Source organism: Caldanaerobius polysaccharolyticus DSM 13641 (assembly GCF_000427425.1).
Classification (GTDB): Bacteria; Bacillota; Thermoanaerobacteria; order Thermoanaerobacterales; family Caldanaerobiaceae; genus Caldanaerobius; species Caldanaerobius polysaccharolyticus.
Genome location: NZ_KE386494.1, coordinates 206,899 through 224,985 on the forward strand (window position 1 = coordinate 206,899; position 18,087 = coordinate 224,985).

Annotated in this window: 16 protein-coding genes and 4 tRNA genes; 10 read left to right on the forward strand and 10 right to left on the reverse strand. The window is 41.8% G+C overall.

Annotation, left to right across the window (positions count from 1 at the left end; translation table 11 throughout):
- Positions 1 to 75 precede the first annotated feature (75 nt).
- The 4 genes from CALPO_RS0101950 to CALPO_RS0101965 all read left to right on the forward strand — a co-directional run bounded on the left by CALPO_RS0101950 (position 76) and on the right by CALPO_RS0101965 (position 3,409).
- Complete coding sequence (locus CALPO_RS0101950; protein WP_035171977.1) at positions 76 to 1,347, forward strand: homocysteine synthase; 1,272 nt, start codon at positions 76 to 78, stop codon at positions 1,345 to 1,347.
- A 5-nt stretch (positions 1,348 to 1,352) separates the two neighbouring features.
- A complete protein-coding gene (gene metX / locus CALPO_RS13045) occupies positions 1,353 to 2,471 on the forward strand; it encodes a homoserine O-acetyltransferase MetX (RefSeq protein ID WP_035171980.1) in 1,119 nt (372 codons plus the stop codon).
- Positions 2,472 to 2,552: 81 nt separating this feature from the next.
- Complete coding sequence (locus CALPO_RS0101960; protein WP_026485825.1) at positions 2,553 to 3,101, forward strand: adaptor protein MecA; 549 nt, start codon at positions 2,553 to 2,555, stop codon at positions 3,099 to 3,101.
- Positions 3,102 to 3,169: 68 nt separating this feature from the next.
- Positions 3,170 to 3,409: an HPr family phosphocarrier protein gene (locus tag CALPO_RS0101965; protein WP_026485826.1), complete on the forward strand. Its 240-nt coding sequence runs from the start codon at positions 3,170 to 3,172 to the stop codon at positions 3,407 to 3,409.
- Between the two features lie 137 nt (positions 3,410 to 3,546).
- Here CALPO_RS0101965 and CALPO_RS0101970 read toward each other — a convergent pair whose 3' ends face one another.
- Positions 3,547 to 4,278 (reverse strand): YesL family protein, encoded by a 732-nt coding sequence (locus CALPO_RS0101970; protein WP_026485827.1) that lies wholly within the window; start codon positions 4,276 to 4,278, stop codon positions 3,547 to 3,549.
- Complete coding sequence (locus CALPO_RS0101975) at positions 4,272 to 5,024, reverse strand: 2-phosphosulfolactate phosphatase (protein WP_026485828.1); 753 nt, start codon at positions 5,022 to 5,024, stop codon at positions 4,272 to 4,274. Before CALPO_RS0101975 ends, CALPO_RS0101970 begins: the two co-directional genes overlap by 7 nt.
- 162 nt (positions 5,025 to 5,186) lie before the next feature.
- Here CALPO_RS0101975 and CALPO_RS0101980 point away from each other — a divergent pair, with 162 nt between their 5' ends.
- The 3 genes from CALPO_RS0101980 (at position 5,187) to CALPO_RS0101990 (ending at position 7,910) form a co-directional block, all read left to right on the forward strand.
- Positions 5,187 to 6,131 carry a slipin family protein gene (locus CALPO_RS0101980; protein ID WP_026485829.1) on the forward strand — a complete coding sequence of 315 codons (945 nt, stop codon included), beginning with the start codon at positions 5,187 to 5,189 and terminating at the stop codon, positions 6,129 to 6,131.
- 127 nt (positions 6,132 to 6,258) lie between these two features.
- Positions 6,259 to 6,747: an Lrp/AsnC family transcriptional regulator gene (locus tag CALPO_RS0101985; protein ID WP_026485830.1), complete on the forward strand. Its 489-nt coding sequence runs from the start codon at positions 6,259 to 6,261 to the stop codon at positions 6,745 to 6,747.
- On the forward strand, positions 6,744 to 7,910 hold the full coding sequence (locus CALPO_RS0101990) for an aminotransferase class I/II-fold pyridoxal phosphate-dependent enzyme (protein ID WP_026485831.1): 1,167 nt from the start codon (positions 6,744 to 6,746) through the stop codon (positions 7,908 to 7,910). Before CALPO_RS0101985 ends, CALPO_RS0101990 begins: the two co-directional genes overlap by 4 nt.
- A gap of 29 nt (positions 7,911 to 7,939) precedes the next feature.
- Here CALPO_RS0101990 and CALPO_RS0101995 read toward each other — a convergent pair whose 3' ends face one another.
- Positions 7,940 to 8,458 carry a sigma-70 family RNA polymerase sigma factor gene (locus CALPO_RS0101995; protein ID WP_026485832.1) on the reverse strand — a complete coding sequence of 173 codons (519 nt, stop codon included), beginning with the start codon at positions 8,456 to 8,458 and terminating at the stop codon, positions 7,940 to 7,942.
- Between the two features lie 211 nt (positions 8,459 to 8,669).
- Positions 8,670 to 9,863 (reverse strand): methionine adenosyltransferase, encoded by a 1,194-nt coding sequence (gene metK / locus CALPO_RS0102000; RefSeq protein ID WP_026485833.1) that lies wholly within the window; start codon positions 9,861 to 9,863, stop codon positions 8,670 to 8,672.
- Between the two features lie 144 nt (positions 9,864 to 10,007).
- On the opposite strand from metK, the gene CALPO_RS0102005 reads away from it, so the two are divergent.
- A tRNA-Tyr gene (locus tag CALPO_RS0102005) sits at positions 10,008 to 10,089 on the forward strand.
- A gap of 63 nt (positions 10,090 to 10,152) precedes the next feature.
- Here CALPO_RS0102005 and CALPO_RS0102010 read toward each other — a convergent pair.
- The 3 genes from CALPO_RS0102010 to CALPO_RS0102020 all read right to left on the reverse strand — a co-directional run bounded on the left by CALPO_RS0102010 (position 10,153) and on the right by CALPO_RS0102020 (position 10,397).
- A tRNA-Thr gene (locus CALPO_RS0102010) sits at positions 10,153 to 10,224 on the reverse strand.
- 9 nt (positions 10,225 to 10,233) lie between these two features.
- Positions 10,234 to 10,305: transfer RNA gene (locus CALPO_RS0102015), tRNA-Glu, on the reverse strand.
- Between the two features lie 19 nt (positions 10,306 to 10,324).
- Positions 10,325 to 10,397: transfer RNA gene (locus CALPO_RS0102020), tRNA-Pro, on the reverse strand.
- Between the two features lie 251 nt (positions 10,398 to 10,648).
- On the opposite strand from CALPO_RS0102020, the gene CALPO_RS0102030 reads away from it, so the two are divergent.
- Both CALPO_RS0102030 and yyaC read left to right on the forward strand, forming a co-directional pair.
- Entirely contained in the window at positions 10,649 to 13,006 is a 2,358-nt protein-coding gene (locus tag CALPO_RS0102030; protein ID WP_026485834.1) for a phosphodiester glycosidase family protein, read from the forward strand.
- Positions 13,007 to 13,110: 104 nt separating this feature from the next.
- Positions 13,111 to 13,641, forward strand: coding sequence for a spore protease YyaC (yyaC, locus tag CALPO_RS0102035; RefSeq protein WP_245589873.1), 531 nt, complete (start codon positions 13,111 to 13,113; stop codon positions 13,639 to 13,641).
- Here the strand turns inward: yyaC and CALPO_RS0102040 are convergent.
- The 3 genes from CALPO_RS0102040 to cimA form a co-directional block, all read right to left on the reverse strand.
- Entirely contained in the window at positions 13,627 to 15,282 is a 1,656-nt protein-coding gene (locus tag CALPO_RS0102040) for a methyl-accepting chemotaxis protein (protein WP_026485836.1), read from the reverse strand. The two genes, yyaC and CALPO_RS0102040, sit on opposite strands and share 15 nt — an antisense overlap.
- Before the next feature lie 46 nt (positions 15,283 to 15,328).
- The gene (locus CALPO_RS0102045) at positions 15,329 to 16,354 is read right to left on the reverse strand and encodes a LacI family DNA-binding transcriptional regulator (protein ID WP_026485837.1); all 1,026 of its coding nucleotides are present in this window, start codon (positions 16,352 to 16,354) and stop codon (positions 15,329 to 15,331) included.
- 104 nt (positions 16,355 to 16,458) lie between these two features.
- Complete coding sequence (gene cimA, locus CALPO_RS0102050; RefSeq protein ID WP_035171984.1) at positions 16,459 to 18,036, reverse strand: citramalate synthase; 1,578 nt, start codon at positions 18,034 to 18,036, stop codon at positions 16,459 to 16,461.
- Between the last annotated feature and the right edge of the window lie 51 nt (positions 18,037 to 18,087).

Here is an 18,087-nt window from a genome sequence, read left to right on the forward strand (position 1 = left end):
TAGAGTATGCGCCCTCTTCTCATTAGAAGAGGTTTTTTAATGCCTATTTTACAATTATAAGGAGGAATCTGCTCTATGAAATTTGACACACTGGCATTGCACGCAGGGCAAAAACCCGATCCAACTACCGGTTCTCGGAGCGTGCCTATCTATCAGACTACATCGTACGTGTTCAACAGCCCAGAGCACGCAGCAAACCTCTTCGGTTTAAAGGAAGAGGGCAATATATATACAAGAATTATGAATCCAACGGTAGACGTCTTTGAAAAGAGAATAGCCGCTTTGGAGGGCGGTGTAGGAGCTCTTGCTACCTCTTCAGGGATGGCAGCTATCACTCTTTCAATACTCAACATCGCTTCAGCAGGAGACGAAATCGTAGCCTCCACCAACCTGTACGGGGGCACCCACACTCTTCTAGCGAATACATTGCCTAAATTTGGCATTAAAACGGTATTTGTAGACCCAGAAAGACCTGAGGAAGTAAAAAATGCCATAAATGAGCGAACTAAAGCCATATTCGGTGAGATCATCGGCAATCCCAAAACAGATATTTTTGATATAGAAACCTATGCTCAGATCGCCCATGAAAACCACATACCGTTGATAATAGACAATACATTTGCCACCCCTTACTTATGCAGACCTTTTGAATTTGGAGCAGACATAGTCGTGCATTCTGCCACGAAATTTATCGGCGGTCACGGGACTTCTATAGGCGGCGTCATCGTGGATTCAGGCAAATTCAACTGGGATAACGGTAAATTCCCCGAATTGGTAGAACCTGACCCAAGCTATCATGGCTTAAGCTATACCAAGAGCTTTGGCAAAAGCGCTTATATTGTAAAAGCGCGGGTGCATCTTATGAGAGATATAGGAGCGTGTTTGAGCCCATTTAATGCCTTTTTGTTGCTGCAAGGGCTTGAGACGTTATCGTTGAGGATGCAGAGGCATTGTGATAACGCTCAGAAAGTCGCCGAATACCTTTACAAAAGCCCTTATGTAAATTGGGTAAATTACCCAGGATTACCTGACAACAAATACCATAACTTGGCTCAAAAATACATGCCAAAAGGTTGTGGTTCTGTTTTCACTTTTGGAATAAAAGGGGGACTGGAAGCAGGCAAAAAATTTATAAGCAGCGTTAAGCTGTTCTCCCACCTAGCCAACGTAGGTGACGCCAAATCCCTTGTCATACATCCTGCCAGTACAACTCATCAGCAGCTTTCAGAGGAAGAACAACTGGCATCAGGCATTACAGCGGATACGGTAAGGTTATCCATAGGCATAGAAGACATAGACGATATAATCGAAGACCTGGATCAGGCATTAAGAGCATCCCAGGGGTGAAGCCCATGATCGTAAAAAAGAGGTACCTCCACCTCACTAAGGACGAAATTGCTTTTACCACTGAAAGCGGCTACACCTTTGATGAGCTCACAATAGCATATGAGGTATACGGAAAACCTGATATATACAAAAACAACATCGTGCTTGTACTACACGCCTTGTCAGGGGACAGCCATGCTGCTGGCAGGTATTCAGAGGACGACAAAAAACCAGGTTGGTGGGATGGACTCATAGGGCCAGGCAAGTACATTGACACTGAAAAATACTGCGTGATCTGCTCCAACGTCCTGGGAGGATGCCAAGGTACCACAGGCCCATCGTCTATTAACCCTCGAACAGGAAAACCATACGCTTCTGACTTCCCTGAAATCAATATAAGGGATATGGTCAGGGTGCAGAAAATACTGTTGGACTATCTTGGGATATCCCATTTAAAAGCCGTCATAGGTGGTTCTATGGGAGGAATGCAAGCGCTGGAGTGGGCTGTTACTTATCCCACCATGATGGATAAAACCATTGTGATAGCAGCAACCCCTGTGCTGTCTCCATTTAACATAGCTTTTAATTACATTGGAATTACTGCAATATTAAATGATCCTAACTGGAACAACGGTTATTACTACGATAAAAAATTAAAACCTGACAAAGGCCTCTCCCTAGCAAGAATGATAGGAATGATAACCTATAAAAGCGATGAATTGTTTGACATAAGGTTTGGCAGAGAACAAGATCCTCAAGGGAAGTTCCAGTGCGAAAGATACCTGGAACACCACGGCCAATCGTTTCTTAAGCGGTTTGACGCAAACTCTTATATATGCATTTTAAAAGCCATGAATGCCCACGACATCTCAAAACCCTATGGCACGATGAAAAAGGCTCTGCAGAGAATAAAATCCGAATTACTAGTTGTAGGCATTGACACCGATATCATATATCCGCCTAAGTATCTAAAAGAATTTGTAAGCAACCTCAGCCGAGTAGGTGGATGTGCTGTATACTGTGAAATATCCTCAAATCAGGGACATGACTCTTTTCTGGTGGATATAGACCTATTGGGGCCAGCGGTAAAAAACTTTATTGAACAAACAGAGACAGATGAAAAACCCAAAATCGTGGAGCTGTAAAGCTTCACGATTTTTTTAAATTACTTTTTTAAGAAAAAAGTGATATAATATTACTGTAAACAAAATATGGAGGTGGGGAAAATGAAAATTGAAAAAATCAGCGATAACAAGCTAAGGATTTTGATCACCGCCTCAGATTTAAGGGAACGCGATCTGGATATAGAAGACCTCTACCGCGATAACTCGAAAGCCCATTCCCTTTTCTGGGATATAATCTATCAGGCATACCTGGAAGAGAGCTTCGACGTAGATGACTCCAAATTGATAATCGAGGTAGCACCCGTTTCCTCTGATAGCTTTGTGGTAATAGTAACGCGGATACCCAACAACATTATATCCAAAAAGATCATGCGAGAAAATACCGCATTAAAAAACGTGTATTCCTTTGACGCCATAGAGGACTTGATGAATTTATCTCACAGAATATTAGGCCTATTCCGGGGTAGTAGCACCCTTTATAAATACAAAGATAAATATGTGCTCGTGATGTTTGGATACCTAACCAAAAAAGTACAGGCAATTATATCCGAATACGGTCACAAAGAAAATACCTCAGAAGCTTTGCTAAACGAGTACGGCAATAAGATAATTGATAAAAAGGCCATTGAAACCATGTGTCAATATTTCTAAACAAATCATTGACTAAACAGGAAAAATAAAATATTATATAGGTATAAAGGAATAAGGGGGAATACCGTATGAAAAAAGTAAACGTCGATCTTCACTCGATCGATAGGGTTAAAGAATTTGTGGAAATCACGAGCAAATATCCTTTTGAATTGGACCTGATATCAGGCAGATATGTAGTAGATGCCAAATCAATCATGGGCATTTTCAGCTTAAACTTGAGCAAACCCATTGAATTGGTAATTCACAGTGACGACGAAGCGGAAGTAAACAAGTTTATGGATGAAATAAAGGATTACGTAGTCAAATAGTAGTACACAAACTACCAAGCCGCAAACCTCCGTACATACCTCGTGGTTATACGGTGGTTTATGAAGAGCTCATTGCAACAGCCTGCCTTGTAATATATGGCTATTGGAAACCTCCAATAGCCATATATTTTATATACCTATCTCTGCGCCCCATCCTTATCAACGTCCTGCTCTTTTTTCATCTGCTCAACCTTCTTGTCTATGTACTGGTAAAACACCGACCGGCAGTAGACATTTACCAGTAACCCCATAAGGCTCAAGCTGATCAGGAAAAACGGTAAATAGGCCAACAACATGCTAACAATGGCAATGGCTATACATAAAAGCACTATGCCTATATTGTGAGGCAATTTAATCACCGTAAATATAAAAGCGTTTTTATACACATCCCGTATCCTTAACTCATAGGTGACCAGCAGGGGAAATATGTAAACATTCATCAACACAAAGACAAAAGCGATCATCAAGACTAAGTATCGCGCCACAACTCCTATAGTAGCCAATGGGACAGAAGAATAAAATTTGAAGTTAACATAGAGCACCAGTCCAACGGCGGCATTTATCAAAGAAACAGCAAAACTCTCCTTTAAATTCTTTAATGCTCCATCTTTAAAATCGCTCCACACCCATACCGGCCTACCCAAAGAGTAGTTTCTTAACACATAATTAAAACCAGCTAAAGCCGGTCCAATCGTGACAACAGGTATACTAAAGACGACCAGCAACAAGTTAAGCTGCACTAGTTTCCAGAAATGGTTTCTAAGCACATCAAAAAAACGAGCAGCTCCCCCCTTGGGTATATCTTCTTCTTTTAAATCAGGCCTGTGTTCATTTCCGTAATACCACCTGTTAAAAAAACCACCTAACATGATCCCCTGTCAGCCTCCTTTTGATAAATTCGCCCTTTAATAGTGCCGTTATAATATCTGGGCAATATATCAAATACACCCTCTTTTAAACAAAACTCCACATCCCTCTGATACCCGATGCTTATAAGGTAATTATAGTGATAACAATTCCGCAACAGGCGGTGCAAATCATGGCTACTCCCTTGATACAAAAGCACGCTGGCATAAGAAAGATCATCCAGCTGTGCTCCTGGCAAGCGCGATATAACGGCTCCCGCCGTCACGATGTCCTCCAGAGAAAACTTTCGCGTGGTTTTATCTTCCGTCCCCGCACACAGAATGATGACATCGGCATTAATGCCTTCTAAATAACGTGCAACAGCCTTTACATTGAGCATGCTGCATATGATAATTTCCTTAGCAGAAGATGCCTTTTTAATAGCTTTCGTGCCGTTAGTAGTCGTAAGTATTATGGTCTTATCTGCTACTACTTCATGGGTGTATTCCAAAGGAGAGTTGGAAAGGTCAAAACCCTCAATTAAAACGCCATTTCTTTCCCCGCCCAGTAAATACGCGTCCCTATCCAGCTTCTGGGCCAGCGACAACGCTTCTTCAACCTCCGAAACAGGTATAACCTCCTTGCATCCGTTGTTAATAGCCGTAACAATGGTGCTGGTAGCCCTCAGCGTATCTATCACCACGGCAATTTTATCAGAAAAATCCCTTGAAGTAGCACTTTCCAACGTGGCATATGTATCAATTCTCATACTTCACACCTTCTAAACTACAGTATAAATGTACAGTTTTTAATTATACCATAAAATCATCCGCTCGCAAACGTAAACAGCTACAAATTTCAAAATTCCTGGTCACTTATACAAATATATGCTATAATTAATCCAAGCGGCAGAAAAGCGAGGGGATATAATATGAATTTCCAGTTCGCTACAACCGCGCTGATGGTAATTTTTTTGATTGAAACCGGTTGGTGGATTGTCTGGATGGCAATAGCGTTAACCCGCAAGATTTACGCCAATTTTTACTTCATGCTGGCATCGTTTTTAGCCTGGGGCTTTGCAGACATCATGGCGCTAAAAGGCCTAAGCCGTTTAGAAAACGCGTATGCGGTAATTTGTGTAGTTTTGATCATTGTACCGTTTATATTGCTTCCAGGTATGGTTTCAATAATAGCAGAATACCAAAGAGGCGTTTTATTCAGATTCGGAAAGCTCAGCGGATTATTGCAGCCTGGACTTAACGTCATTTTCCCTTTTGGAATCGACAGGGTATGGAAAATCGATTTAAGGACCTTAACAATCGATGTGGCAAAGCAGGAGGTCATCACAAAGGACAACGTCCCCATTATGGTAGATGCTGTGGTGTACTTCAATGTTTCCAACCCCATCCTGGCAACAACACAGGTGGTAAACTATACCCAGAGCACCACTTTGCTCGCCCAAACTATACTCAGGTCCGTTTTAGGCCAGCATGAACTCGACGAAATGCTCACAAAGAGGGCCGAACTCAACGAGAAACTGCGAGAACTGCTGGATAAAGACACTGACCCTTGGGGGATTAAAGTAACCGCGGTAGAGATAAAGAGCGTGGAGCTCCCTGACACCATGAAAAGGGCTATGGCTAAACAAGCTGAAGCAGAGAGGGAAAGGAGAGCCAAAATCATTTCAGCAGACGGCGAATACCAGGCAGCGCAAAAGTTATTACAAGCAGCGCAGCTTATCTCTGAAGAACCCGCTGCACTGCAATTGAGGTATTTGCAAACGTTGCCGGAGATCGCTGCTGAAAAAAACTCCACAATACTGTTCCCATTGCCCATCGAACTGCTAAAGGCGTTTTCTAATTTAAATAAAAACTAAATCTGCCGCTTTCCCACCGCCTTAACTGGTGGTGGGTTTAATTTTGCCTTGATTGTACCCATGGATTGTTATATAATTTAGCTTAAATACTATTACAGAAAAATCAAAAAATCAGGAGGTTGCTACAATGGACAAATGTTTGGACATAATTGAGCTCCTCTACGAAAACAGCAGGCTCACCGACGAACAAATCGCCGCAATGACAGGACTAGATCTTAGCGAAGTGAAGGATATAATTAAAAAACTGGAAGATGACAAGGTGCTTTTAAAATACAGAGCACTGGTTAACTGGGAAAAAACGCAAAAAGACGTAGTTCACGCCTTAATAGAAGTAAGGGTCACACCGCAACAGGGACATGGCTTTAACGCCATAGCTGAAAGAATATGCCAGTTTGATGAAGTGACATCGGTGTCACTGGTATCAGGGGGATACGACCTGGCAGTAGAAGTAGAGGGAAAAACGATGAAAGAGATCGCTTTGTTTGTAGCAGAACGCTTGGCTCCTTTAGACGGCGTATTGAGTACAGCAACCCATTTTATACTGAAAAAATACAAGCAAGAGGGTGTTCTCTTCACCGATGGACCTGAAGACCAGAGATTGGTGGTAACACCATGAACACCGACAAGTACATATCAGACGTGGTAAAAAATATTCCACCTTCCGGAATTCGAAAGTTTTTTGATCTGGTGATAAATGCTAAAGACATAATATCATTAGGCGTAGGTGAACCAGATTTCACAACCCCATGGCTGATCAGGAAAGAAGGCATTGAATCCCTCGATAGCGGCAAGACTACTTACACCTCTAATTTAGGGCTCATAGAGCTGCGGATTGCCATATCTCAATTTCTAAAAAACCACTACCAACTAGATTACGATCCTGACACAGAGATAATGATCACCGTAGGCGCCAGTGAGGCTATAGATCTGGCGTTGAGATGCCTGCTCAACGATGGCGATGAAGTTCTCATACCAGAACCCAGTTACGTTTCTTATGCCCCGTGCGTTGCCCTTACAAGAGGTGTCCCCGTATACGTACCTACCGACGACAAAAACGATTTTATAATAACTCCTGACGACATTAAAGCGAAAATAACCTCAAGAACAAAAGCGCTAATACTTCCATACCCCAACAACCCCACAGGCGCCATAATGAAAAAAGACGACCTGGAAAAAATAATCGATGTGATCGTTCAAAACGACATCATAGTTATATCAGACGAAATATACAGTGAGCTCACATACGATGGAAACCACGTAAGCATAGCTTCACTGCCGGGCATGAAAGAACGAACGATAGTCATCAATGGCTTTTCAAAAGCTTTTGCCATGACAGGCTGGAGGCTGGGTTACATCGCTGCTGCACATGGATTTATAGAGGCTATGAACAAGATCCATCAGTACACCACCATATGCGCTCCTATAATGGCGCAATTGGCCGCTATAGAGGGTCTCAAAAAATGCGAGAGCGACATAGTGAAAATGCGCAATACTTACGACCTTAGGCGAAAGCTGATTGTAAAAGAATTTAGAGAAATGGGCTTGGATTGCTTTGAGCCCAAGGGGGCTTTTTATATCTTCCCTTCTATTAAGAAAACAGGTCTTTCCTCTGAAGAATTCTGTCATCGCCTTTTAAGAGAACAAAAAATTGCGGTAGTACCCGGCAACGCTTTTGGCCCCAGCGGCGAAGGATTTATAAGGGTTTCATATGCTTATTCTATTGATAAAATAACCAGGGCTACAGAGCGGATAAAAAATTTTGTATCAAAGCTGATTTAGAGGGTAGAGGTACTCCCTCACCCTCTAAATTATTTTATCAACTGTTTTTTCAGCTTGTCCAAAGCCCTCTCTTTTAACCTTACGACGCTCATGTAGTGTTTTTTATAACTTTTCGCGATTTCACTTAACGTTTCTCCTTTAAAATAGTAACGTATTATGACGTCTCTCTGCTTAGGGCTTAAAGTCATCAAAGCCTTCTTAAGATCAGCGATTTCCATGGCTTCAAACATCTCTGTCTCTTTTTCATCAGAAGATGATACCAAGCCTTCTATAAGAGGCAGGCTCTCTTTGCCCTTTCGCAGCTGGTTCAGAATATAGTACTTAAGCCTTGTCTTGAAATACGCCAGAAAAGGTCCTCTTTGTACTTCATAGTCTTTTACGCACTCAAGCAACATCACGTACCCGTCTTGTATTAGATCTTCAACCTCATAGCGATTGTATCTACAGGCACAAGACACAATAAGGGGCTTTAACCTCTGCGCCAGCACCTCAACGGCTTTTTTGTCGCCTTCTTTTCCTTTAATCGCCAGTTCATCGATGTAATCCATCGCGAAACTCCTTCGGGCCCTTTCAGATTTCCCGGGATAACTATATATTATATTATAAGTGTTATTAGAACAAATGTTCGGTTTTTAAAAACAAAGCAAATATATTAATTTATTTTTCTTCCTACCAACAAAAAACACTGCTTTTTTTAAAAACCCCGAATCCCATTTCTTTAGATTTAAAAAATAATAAAAAAAGGGCAAAAGCCCTTTTTTAACAACCTAACACCTGACGCCTAAGAATATCGGCTTTGTCCGTCTTCTCCCATGGGAGATCTAGATCAGTGCGCCCAAAAGGCCCGTATACTGAAATCTGCCTGTAAATAGGCCTTCTGAGGTCAAATGCTTTGATGATCGCGGCAGGCCTTAAATCAAAATTCTCTTTTATCAAGTCGACTAAGCGCTCATCACTCACTTTCCCTGTTCCAAAAGTATCTACCGAGATAGAAATAGGACGGGCAACGCCTATAGCGTATGCCAACTCCACCTCGCACTTATCAGCAAGCCCCGCAGCTACGATGTTTTTAGCCACATACCTGGCCGCAAAAGCGCCAGAACGATCTACCTTTGTAGGATCTTTTCCAGAAAATGCTCCTCCTCCATGTCTTGCAAAACCGCCATATGTATCCACTATAATTTTCCTTCCTGTCAAACCTGTATCGCCATGGGGCCCTCCAATTACAAATCTTCCCGTGGGGTTGATGAAATACCGGGTATTTTCATCCAATAATTCCGGCGGAATCACCGCTTTAATCACGTGCTGGATAATATCCCTTTCAATCGTATCGTGATCTACTTCCGGTGCATGTTGAGTTGACACCACCACCGCATCCACCCTGGTGGGCTTACCGTCATTGTACTCTACAGTTACCTGGGTCTTGCCGTCAGGCCTCAAATAGCCCAACTCTCCGCTCTTCCTCACATCTGCCAGTTTCTTAGCCAGCTTTTGTGCCAACATTATAGGCATAGGCATCAGCTCAGGGGTTTCATTGCACGCGTAGCCAAACATCATGCCCTGATCTCCTGCCCCTATCATGCTCAACTCTTTATCTTCATCAATCCCTTTTTTCAACTCTAAAGACTGGTTAACTCCAATAGCAATATCCGACGATTGCTCTTTTATAGATGTAATAACAGCACAGGTTTCTGCATCAAAACCGAACTTAGCCCTGGTATAGCCTATATCTGCAATAACCTCTCTCACTATACGGGGTATATCCACATAACAAGATGTGGTTATCTCACCCATGACAAGAACCATACCTGTAGTTGCAACCGTCTCGCAAGCAACCTTTGCGTCGGGATCATTAGCTATTATCTCATCTAGAATAGCATCGGATATCTGATCGCATATCTTGTCAGGATGACCTTCAGTTACAGCTTCCGAAGTAAAAAACGATCTTGCCATTTGTCTTTATACACCACCTTTATCTTTATTTATCGCATTAGATCGACTTATAGTATAACATATTTATATAAGTATGTCTACTTGGATAGAAATTTTTATATTGACAAAGCCGCTTATCCGTGTTATTATATAAGTCGTGAATACGGAGGGATACCCAAGTGGCTAAAGGGGGCAGACTGTAAATCTGTTGGCTTGGCCTTCGATGGTTCGAATCCATCTCCCTCCACTGCGTAAAGGCTGAAAAAGCCTGTTTTTTTATGCCCTTTTTACATCTGAATAAAAATAAAAAAGCTGGCAATAGGGCTCGAACCTACAACCTGCTGATTACAAGTCAGCTGCTCTACCATTGAGCTATGCCAGCATACTACAGTGACCCCGACGGGATTCGAACCCATGTTACCGCCGTGAAAGGGCGATGTCTTAACCACTTGACCACGGGGCCTTATTTATTCAATTTAAAATCGGGGCGGAGGGATTTGAACCCCCGACCTCATGGTCCCAAACCACGCGCGCTCCCATCTGCGCCACGCCCCGAGCAGCACTATATATTTTACTAAATAAACATATAAATTTCAACTGTAATATTCAACTGAAATTAACTATTTTCCTCATGTTTTTGCCTTTTTTCTCTTAATATCTCTCTATAACTGTTATTTTCTCTTTATTTTGTATATACCATTTTGTAACTCAAATGTAATACCATTGTAACATACAGCTATCGTTTATATTGTACAATAAATGCGTCCACATCGTGATCATTTTTGTCTAAATTAGGAGGTATTGTTATGAAAAAATTCATCCTAAAGTCACTCCTGCTGGTTATGGCATCATTAATGTTTACTGTAAACTTAAAACCGGCGTTTGGCTATAGCGCACTGGACACAAGAGTACAGACCGAAATCGTAACAGAAGGCGTTACGCGGCAATACATAACAAAATATACCACAGCGGGATGGCTATACCTCAGCGTGCTAAAAGTAGACCTGCACAACCCTTACATAACCCTCAATGCAATTTTTAATGATAACAAATTATCAACTAAAAAAACAGTGCTACAAATGGCTACCACATCAGGTGCCCTAGCCGCCGTAAACGGGAATTTCTTTGATCCAGCTTCCAGCAACGTCCCTTCCCAACCCATAGGGGTTATTATAAGCGACAACCGCATAATATCGTACTCTGATCCTGGTAAAGATTTTGCAACCTTCAGCCTTACATCTGATAAAATTCCCGATATTTCCCTCTGGAATGCCGTAGGTTTGAAAGTTGTAGCCCCTGATGGCACTAGTGCGCCTATAGACCGCGTCAACAAATTCAGTGATTTCAACAATATCACCTTATACGACAGGATGTGGAGGGACACCACTTACGGAGTATCTAAAGGATTTCCAGGAATGGTAGAAGTTATAGTAGATCAAGACAACACTGTCGTAGAAGTAAGGGACAGACAACCCCCTGCCAACATACCTGTAGGAGGATATGTACTGGCTTCTTCCAATGCAGATAAGAGGAATTTTCTGCTAAAGTTAAAGCCCGGCGATGGGGTTAAAATTCAAGCATCCCCTCTATTAGAAAATTTGAAGACAGCTTTAGGCGGAGGTTCTATGCTGGTAAAAGAGGGCAAGGTACTCCCGCCACCATCTAACAAAAACGCTTTTCCATCCTACAATTCTCAGGCAGCCAGGACAGCTATAGGTTATACCCAGGACAAGCGTTACATCATCCTGCTGGTCGTAGACAAGAGTAAGCCCAACTCTATAGGCCTGACGTATAATGAACTGGCACAGGAGATGAAATCTCTGGGGGCATATAATGCCATGAGTTTTGACGGCGGAGGATCTTCTTCCATGGTAGCAAGGCCTTACGGCGATACTGAATTAATAACTGTAGCCAATGGAAGTCAGGGAAATTGGACAAGACCTGTAGTAAGCGGTCTTGGGATATTCAGCACGGCACCCTCAAGTGGCGTGGCAAAACTGGTGTTAAAAGCAGATGATTACAACACATACCCCGGCGTGCCAAGGACTATAAAGGTAGTCGCATTGGATTCCCATGAAAACCCTGTAAACATCGATACATCCAAAATAACATTTAATGTACAAGGCTCTACAGGAACTATGGACGGCAATGTGTTTACGCCTGACTCCCCAGGCGTTGCGGTGATATCAGCGGTTTACGAAAACATATCTAGCAGTATTTCCATAAACGTCCTTGAAGATGTGGCAGAATTAAAAGCATCTTCAATCGTGGCAAACCCAGGTCAGAAAAAAGATGTAGTTATATACGCAAAAGACAGCAGAGGAAAAAGAGCGCAATTGACCTTAAAAGACGTTAATTACAAAATCTACGGCGACGTAGGTACTGTCGACGGTATTGCGTTTATAGCGGGCAAATACAACAGAACAGGTGCTATTTCTGTAGAATTCATGGGATACAGGTTAAACATACCCGTCAAAGTAGGTACAGGTTCCCAATTCGACTCAAGCCAGTTGCCTCAGGCTACTAATTTTATAGACATAGACAAAGGCAATCGAGAGATAACAGATCCGGACCTCAAAATAGCTGTCATAGGTCAAACAAAAGTAAAAACCTTATTTGACCTATTGATGTTAAGGAATTTCATAGAGGAAGCCAATAAAAACAATACGCTGGTCGTAGCCATGGGGGATAATGAAAGCAATTTGTTAAAAGAATTGAACATAACTCCTATCGTCACCACAAACAAAGGCTCATATACATACGGAAATTCTACTTTTATAGTTCTGAACACCTCCAAAGGCGGCATCAAAGACACAGATCCTGCCCAATGGCCATGGTTTAAAGATCAGCTTCAAAAGGTTAAGACCGACAACGTATTCATAGTACTGCCCACCAACGTATGGGGAACAGGTGGCTTCAAAGATCCGGAAGAATCTCGATTATTTGAAGACGTATTGATGAACATAAAAAACAGCGGCAAAAATGTCTGGATACTTCAAAACGGCTATGATAGGGTATACACCACTGTCAACGACGGAATAAGGTACATATCCACCAACGGTTTATCTAACAGCTCTCTGAAAAACATTCACGGCAATGTATACATCAACATCTACGTAAAAGGAAACGTCATCTCCTACACCGTAAACCCCATATTTAAATAGCGCCAATATAAAAGTGTACTTAAAGTTTTTAAATCCTTTAAGTACACTTTTTATTCGTCTGGAATATATTTATTAATAAATGAAATAGATGAGGAGATGAGAAAATGGCCTATACATCCCACATCGATGAGAGAATAAATCACACTCATCCCCAAGCCATTAACTTTTTAGCTAAAATGCTCCAGCGCCTTTTTATAGGATATAACGACGTATTTCTGTGCATCGGAACCGATAAATACATAGGAGACGCATTAGGTCCCCTGGTCGGAGACAAACTTACAAAGATGCACCGCGATCTCATGGTCTACGGCACGTTAAAAGAACCGGTTCACGCTGTCAACATAGTAAAAACGCTCCACCTTGTTAGGAAAAAACACCCTCAATCCCGTATTGTGGCTATAGATGCATGTCTTGGGGAACCATCCAGTATAGGTGACATATGTATAAAGGATCAGCCATTGTTTCCGGGAAAAGGGGTTGGGAAAAACCTCCCCCCTGTAGGTGAAATTTCCATCGTGGGCATTGTGGACGTATATGATGATATGTACTCATTGCGCAATACCCGGCTTAACCTGGTCATGGATATGGCTGACGTAATATCTAAAAGTATATATTCAGCATTACATAGCCTTTAACGCAGACATAATCTCTGACAAATTTTTATTCTGCACATTTATATCGTTTATCTGTTCATATATTTCATTTACATTTTTTCTGTTGTTTTCGTTTACAGCGTTAAGCATTTCCTGGATTTGCTCAGAAGCAGCCAACAGCTCCTGTACCTGCGCAGAAATCTCTTCTGAAACAGCCATAACCTGTTCCACTCCCTGCTGGGATTTTCTCACACTGTCTACATTTTCCGCAGATATTTCTTCCACACTGGCTACCATTGAAGTTATGGTATCGAAAATCTCCATTATCCTCTTAAAAAGGCCGTTTACAGCGTATACCTTTTCCACTGCTGACTTGGATTTGGATAGATTATCCCTTATTTTCGCCGACGCTCTATAAGCGTACTCCATTACGTCTTTTACAATAGCATTGATGTTGTCGGCATTTTCTGCCGATTGACTGGCAAGCTTTCTGATTTCCGTAGCCACCACAGCAAATCCCTTTCCATGAGCTCCAGCTCTGGCCGCTTCGATAGAAGCATTTAAAGCCAAAAGGTTTGTCTGCGAAGAAATCGACTGTATGACGTTGAGGATCTCTCCAATCTGTTGAATTTTGGAATTTAATGTGGCTATCTCTTCTGAACTGGAATCAATTTCCTGCATAATAAAATTAAGGCTTTGCACTGTATCAGCTACACTCTTGCTGCTCTCTTTTACCCTATGGGACATTTCTTTGATCTCATTCACCGCTTCAGAAACGCTCTCTTTTAAGGCGTCAGAAGAAGAAACCAGCTGATCGTTTACCGTAGACACAGTGGATATAGCTTGTACCACTTCACTAACCCCACTGGTAATCTGCTTCACACCGTCTACCAGTGAATTAAGTGAATCCGTAGCCTCTTTGAGGCTTATAGTGTTGTTCTTAGACATCTCCTGAATGTTACTGGATTTAGAGGAAACGCTCTTTGCACTGCGCTCTATGCTTTCAACGTTCTCGTGGATATTCTTTACAAAAATATTCAATTTTACCAAAAGCCTTATACCACCTATAAGGCTCAACAGTACTGCCGCTATCCCTATTACCAGCGAAAAACTCTTGACCCTCTGATAATTGGCTATCATGCTATTAAACCGATCGGTATAGTATTTCGTGAAACTTATATTAAACTGCGTCAGTATATCCGACAAGGTCTTAGAATCCACCATAATACTGCCTATCAGACTAGCGTCTTTATCGGGGTTATTGGACAGTTTTTTAGCGTTATTCAACACGTTCTTGCTGGTCTCCAACAACGAATTCATCTTCGAACTGAAGTCATTGTAATAAGCAGTACCTTTAGCTTCTTCCAGCGTATCCTTAAAATCCTTTAGCTGGCTATCTATATTAGAAGCATCGTATTGCAAAGTCTGAGCCGTATAATTGCCAGATAGATAATTACTCAAATTATCGTTAAAGGATGAAACCTCAACCGCCAGCATATTAAATTTTACAATCTGGCTGGAGACCATATTCTTGGTGTGGCTTAAGTTTTCCATATTCATCATTACGTTGATATATGTGAAAAGTGAAAGAAATAAAATGATGGTGAAAAATAATACAAACAACAGTATAATTTCTCGCCTCAACGTAAAGCTCAAAGATAAGTTAAACCCTTGTTTTTTCAAATTAAACCTCCCCTTTTTATGTATTTAAGCGGCTTGCGCCGCTTAATCACTTTCTTCTCTTTTTTGCTTTCGCACTGGTATCTCTTTCAATCAACTGATAAGGCAAGTTCACAGAGATCTCGTCCAATTTTTCACCATTCAATTTCTTTATAAGCATTCGGGCAGCCACCGCACCTATATCGTATATAGGCTGCCTGATCGTGGTAAGCGCCGGCCTTATTATCGAAGCAAAAGGTATATCGTCAAAGCCGACTACAGAGATATCCTGAGGTATCTTATAACCCCTATCCAGAATACAATTTACAGCACCTATAGCCATGATGTCATTGGCCGCAAACACCGCCGTTATATCCTTGTGAACATCGAGAATATCTCCCATGGCTTCATAACCGCTCTTTATGCCGATCTTAGACACACGCACCAGTTCCTGTCTAAAATCTATTCCGGCATCATAAAGAGCCTGTTTATATCCTTCAAACCTTTTCATCCCTAATATCTCATCAGACAGCGGACCGCCGATATAAGCGATTTTCTCATGGCCTAGCTCTATGAGGTAATTGGTAGCATCATAAGCTGCGTTATAATTATCTATGCTGACATAAGGGATATCCATGCCCTCAATGTGCCTGTTTACAAAAACCGACTTTACATCATTCTCTTTAAACCACCTGACGTGTTCCTCCGTGAGGTTTGTGGTCATAAATATGATTCCGTCTACCTGTTTCTCTGTCAACAGATTGAGGTACTCCATCTCCTTTTTGAGCTCGCCGTAAGTATTGCAAAGCAATATGCTGTAATTGTACATGTTGGAAATCTCTTCGGTACCCTTAACCAACTCTGAGTAATAGGCGTTAGATATATCAGGCACGATAATTCCTATGATATTCGTCTTCCTCAAGACGAGACCCCTAGCCAACAGGTTAGGCCTATAACCTGTCTCCCTTATGGCCTCAAGTACCCTTTGCCTTATCTCAGGAGAAACGGGTTTGGAATTATTCAAAACCCTGGACACAGTTGAAATAGAAACACCAGAACGCTTAGCCACATCTTTAATAGTGACTTTTATTTTCAATCACCTCACTTATAAATATCGTATTGCCATAAAAAAACTTAAGAGCAATCTATAAAATTTTTACACACAACTATTATAGGAAAAATTTTTCCCACTGTCAACATTTAATTTTTCCTCTTTTCCTCTTCTTTTGCCAACTTGTATTCAATGGAATCTACCAATGCATCCCAACTGGCCTGAATTATATTTGTAGAAACGCCCATGGTACTCCAGCGCTCTTCTCCGTCCCCGCTCTCTATTAAAACCCTTACCTTTGCAGCAGTAGCTCCGTCGCTGTTCAATACCCTTACCTTATAGTCCGTCAGCACTACCGTCTTCAGCACAGGGTAAAAGTACTCCAGAGCCCTTCTAAGCGCTGCATCTAGAGCGTTTACAGGTCCATTGCCCTCAGCGGCAGTGACCTCTTCTACACCATCCACCGCTACCTTAACCATAGCTGTGGCGCTTGTATTTAAATCCCACGGTATCTGATCGATAACCTTAAAGTACCTGATGTCAAAGTGTTTTTTAAATTTCCCCAAAATCTTTTTAACGATCAGGTAAAACGATCCCTCTGCTCCTTCAAACTGATAACCTTCGTATTCCATTTTCTTTAATTCATCTATTATCCTTCTGGTCTCTGGGGAGTCCTTGGTTAACGTGGGCTCTATTTCTTTTATCTTGGAAAGTATTGTGCTCTTGCCCGACACCTCAGACATAAGGATACGCCTTTCATTGCCCACTGCCTCAGGATCGATGTGTTCATATGTCCTGGAATTCTTCAGCACTGCATCTATATGCATGCCGCCTTTATGCGCAAATGCGCTATCCCCGACGTACGGCATCCTGTTATCGTGCTGCAAGTTGGCTACTTCGCTTATAAACTTTGAAACAGATGTAAGCATTTTAATATTATCCTCAGGTATACATTTATATCCCATCTTCAATTGAAGAGCAGGAATTATAGAGCACAAATTGGCATTCCCGATCCTCTCGCCATAACCGTTGATACATCCCTGGACCATCGAAGCACCGGCTTTAACAGCTGCAATAGAGTTGGCAACAGCTAATTCAGAATCGTTATGGGCATGGATGCCTATAGCCACGGGAATGCTGTTTACAACCTCCCGAACAATTTCGCGCACTTCATCGGGAAAACTGCCGCCGTTGGTATCGCAGAGCACTACCCATTTAGCGCCTGCATCTGCCGCTACCTTTAAAGATTTTATCGCATACTCCTTGTTGGCTTTATAACCGTCAAAGAAATGCTCAGCGTCAAATATGACTTCATATCCCTTTGAGGCAAAAAACGATACAGTCTCGTATATCATATTTAAATTTTCTTCAAGAGAAGACCTTAAAACGTCTGTGACGTGCAGGTCCCAACTTTTCCCGAATATACATATCGTATCTACCTCTGCTTGCAGTAGCGCCTGCACATTGGCGTCCTGATCTACCTTTATTCCTGGTCTCCTGGTGCTGCCAAAGGCGACAATTCTAGCATTTTTTAACTTTATCTCCTTCAGCCTTTTAAAAAAATTAGCATCTTTAGGGTTAGACCCCGGATTTCCTGCTTCTATAAAGCTTATACCAAATTCATCCAATTTTTTGACGATTTTCAACTTGTCTTCCACAGAATAGGAAATACCCTCAGCTTGCGCGCCATCCCTTAGTACAGAATCATATATATATATCACTGCGATATTCCCCCTTTTGCAAAATATTAGAATATTGCTTATATTTTATTGCCAACG

Bases quoted from the DNA above. Each gene is read 5' to 3' on its own strand.
- CALPO_RS0101975 (WP_026485828.1), bottom strand. From the start codon at position 5,024: ATGAGAATTGATACATATGCCACGTTGGAAAGTGCTACTTCAAGGGAT.
- CALPO_RS0101950 (WP_035171977.1), top strand. From the start codon at position 76: ATGAAATTTGACACACTGGCATTGCACGCAGGGCAAAAACCCGATCCA.
- CALPO_RS0102030 (WP_026485834.1), top strand. From the start codon at position 10,649: ATGAAAAAATTCATCCTAAAGTCACTCCTGCTGGTTATGGCATCATTA.
- CALPO_RS0101965 (WP_026485826.1), top strand. From the start codon at position 3,170: ATGAAAAAAGTAAACGTCGATCTTCACTCGATCGATAGGGTTAAAGAA.
- CALPO_RS0101970 (WP_026485827.1), bottom strand. From the start codon at position 4,278: ATGTTAGGTGGTTTTTTTAACAGGTGGTATTACGGAAATGAACACAGG.
- CALPO_RS0101980 (WP_026485829.1), top strand. From the start codon at position 5,187: ATGAATTTCCAGTTCGCTACAACCGCGCTGATGGTAATTTTTTTGATT.
- metX (WP_035171980.1), top strand. From the start codon at position 1,353: ATGATCGTAAAAAAGAGGTACCTCCACCTCACTAAGGACGAAATTGCT.
- yyaC (WP_245589873.1), top strand. From the start codon at position 13,111: ATGGCCTATACATCCCACATCGATGAGAGAATAAATCACACTCATCCC.
- CALPO_RS0101985 (WP_026485830.1), top strand. From the start codon at position 6,259: ATGGACAAATGTTTGGACATAATTGAGCTCCTCTACGAAAACAGCAGG.
- CALPO_RS0101960 (WP_026485825.1), top strand. From the start codon at position 2,553: ATGAAAATTGAAAAAATCAGCGATAACAAGCTAAGGATTTTGATCACC.
- metK (WP_026485833.1), bottom strand. From the start codon at position 9,863: ATGGCAAGATCGTTTTTTACTTCGGAAGCTGTAACTGAAGGTCATCCT.
- CALPO_RS0101995 (WP_026485832.1), bottom strand. From the start codon at position 8,458: ATGGATTACATCGATGAACTGGCGATTAAAGGAAAAGAAGGCGACAAA.
- CALPO_RS0101990 (WP_026485831.1), top strand. From the start codon at position 6,744: ATGAACACCGACAAGTACATATCAGACGTGGTAAAAAATATTCCACCT.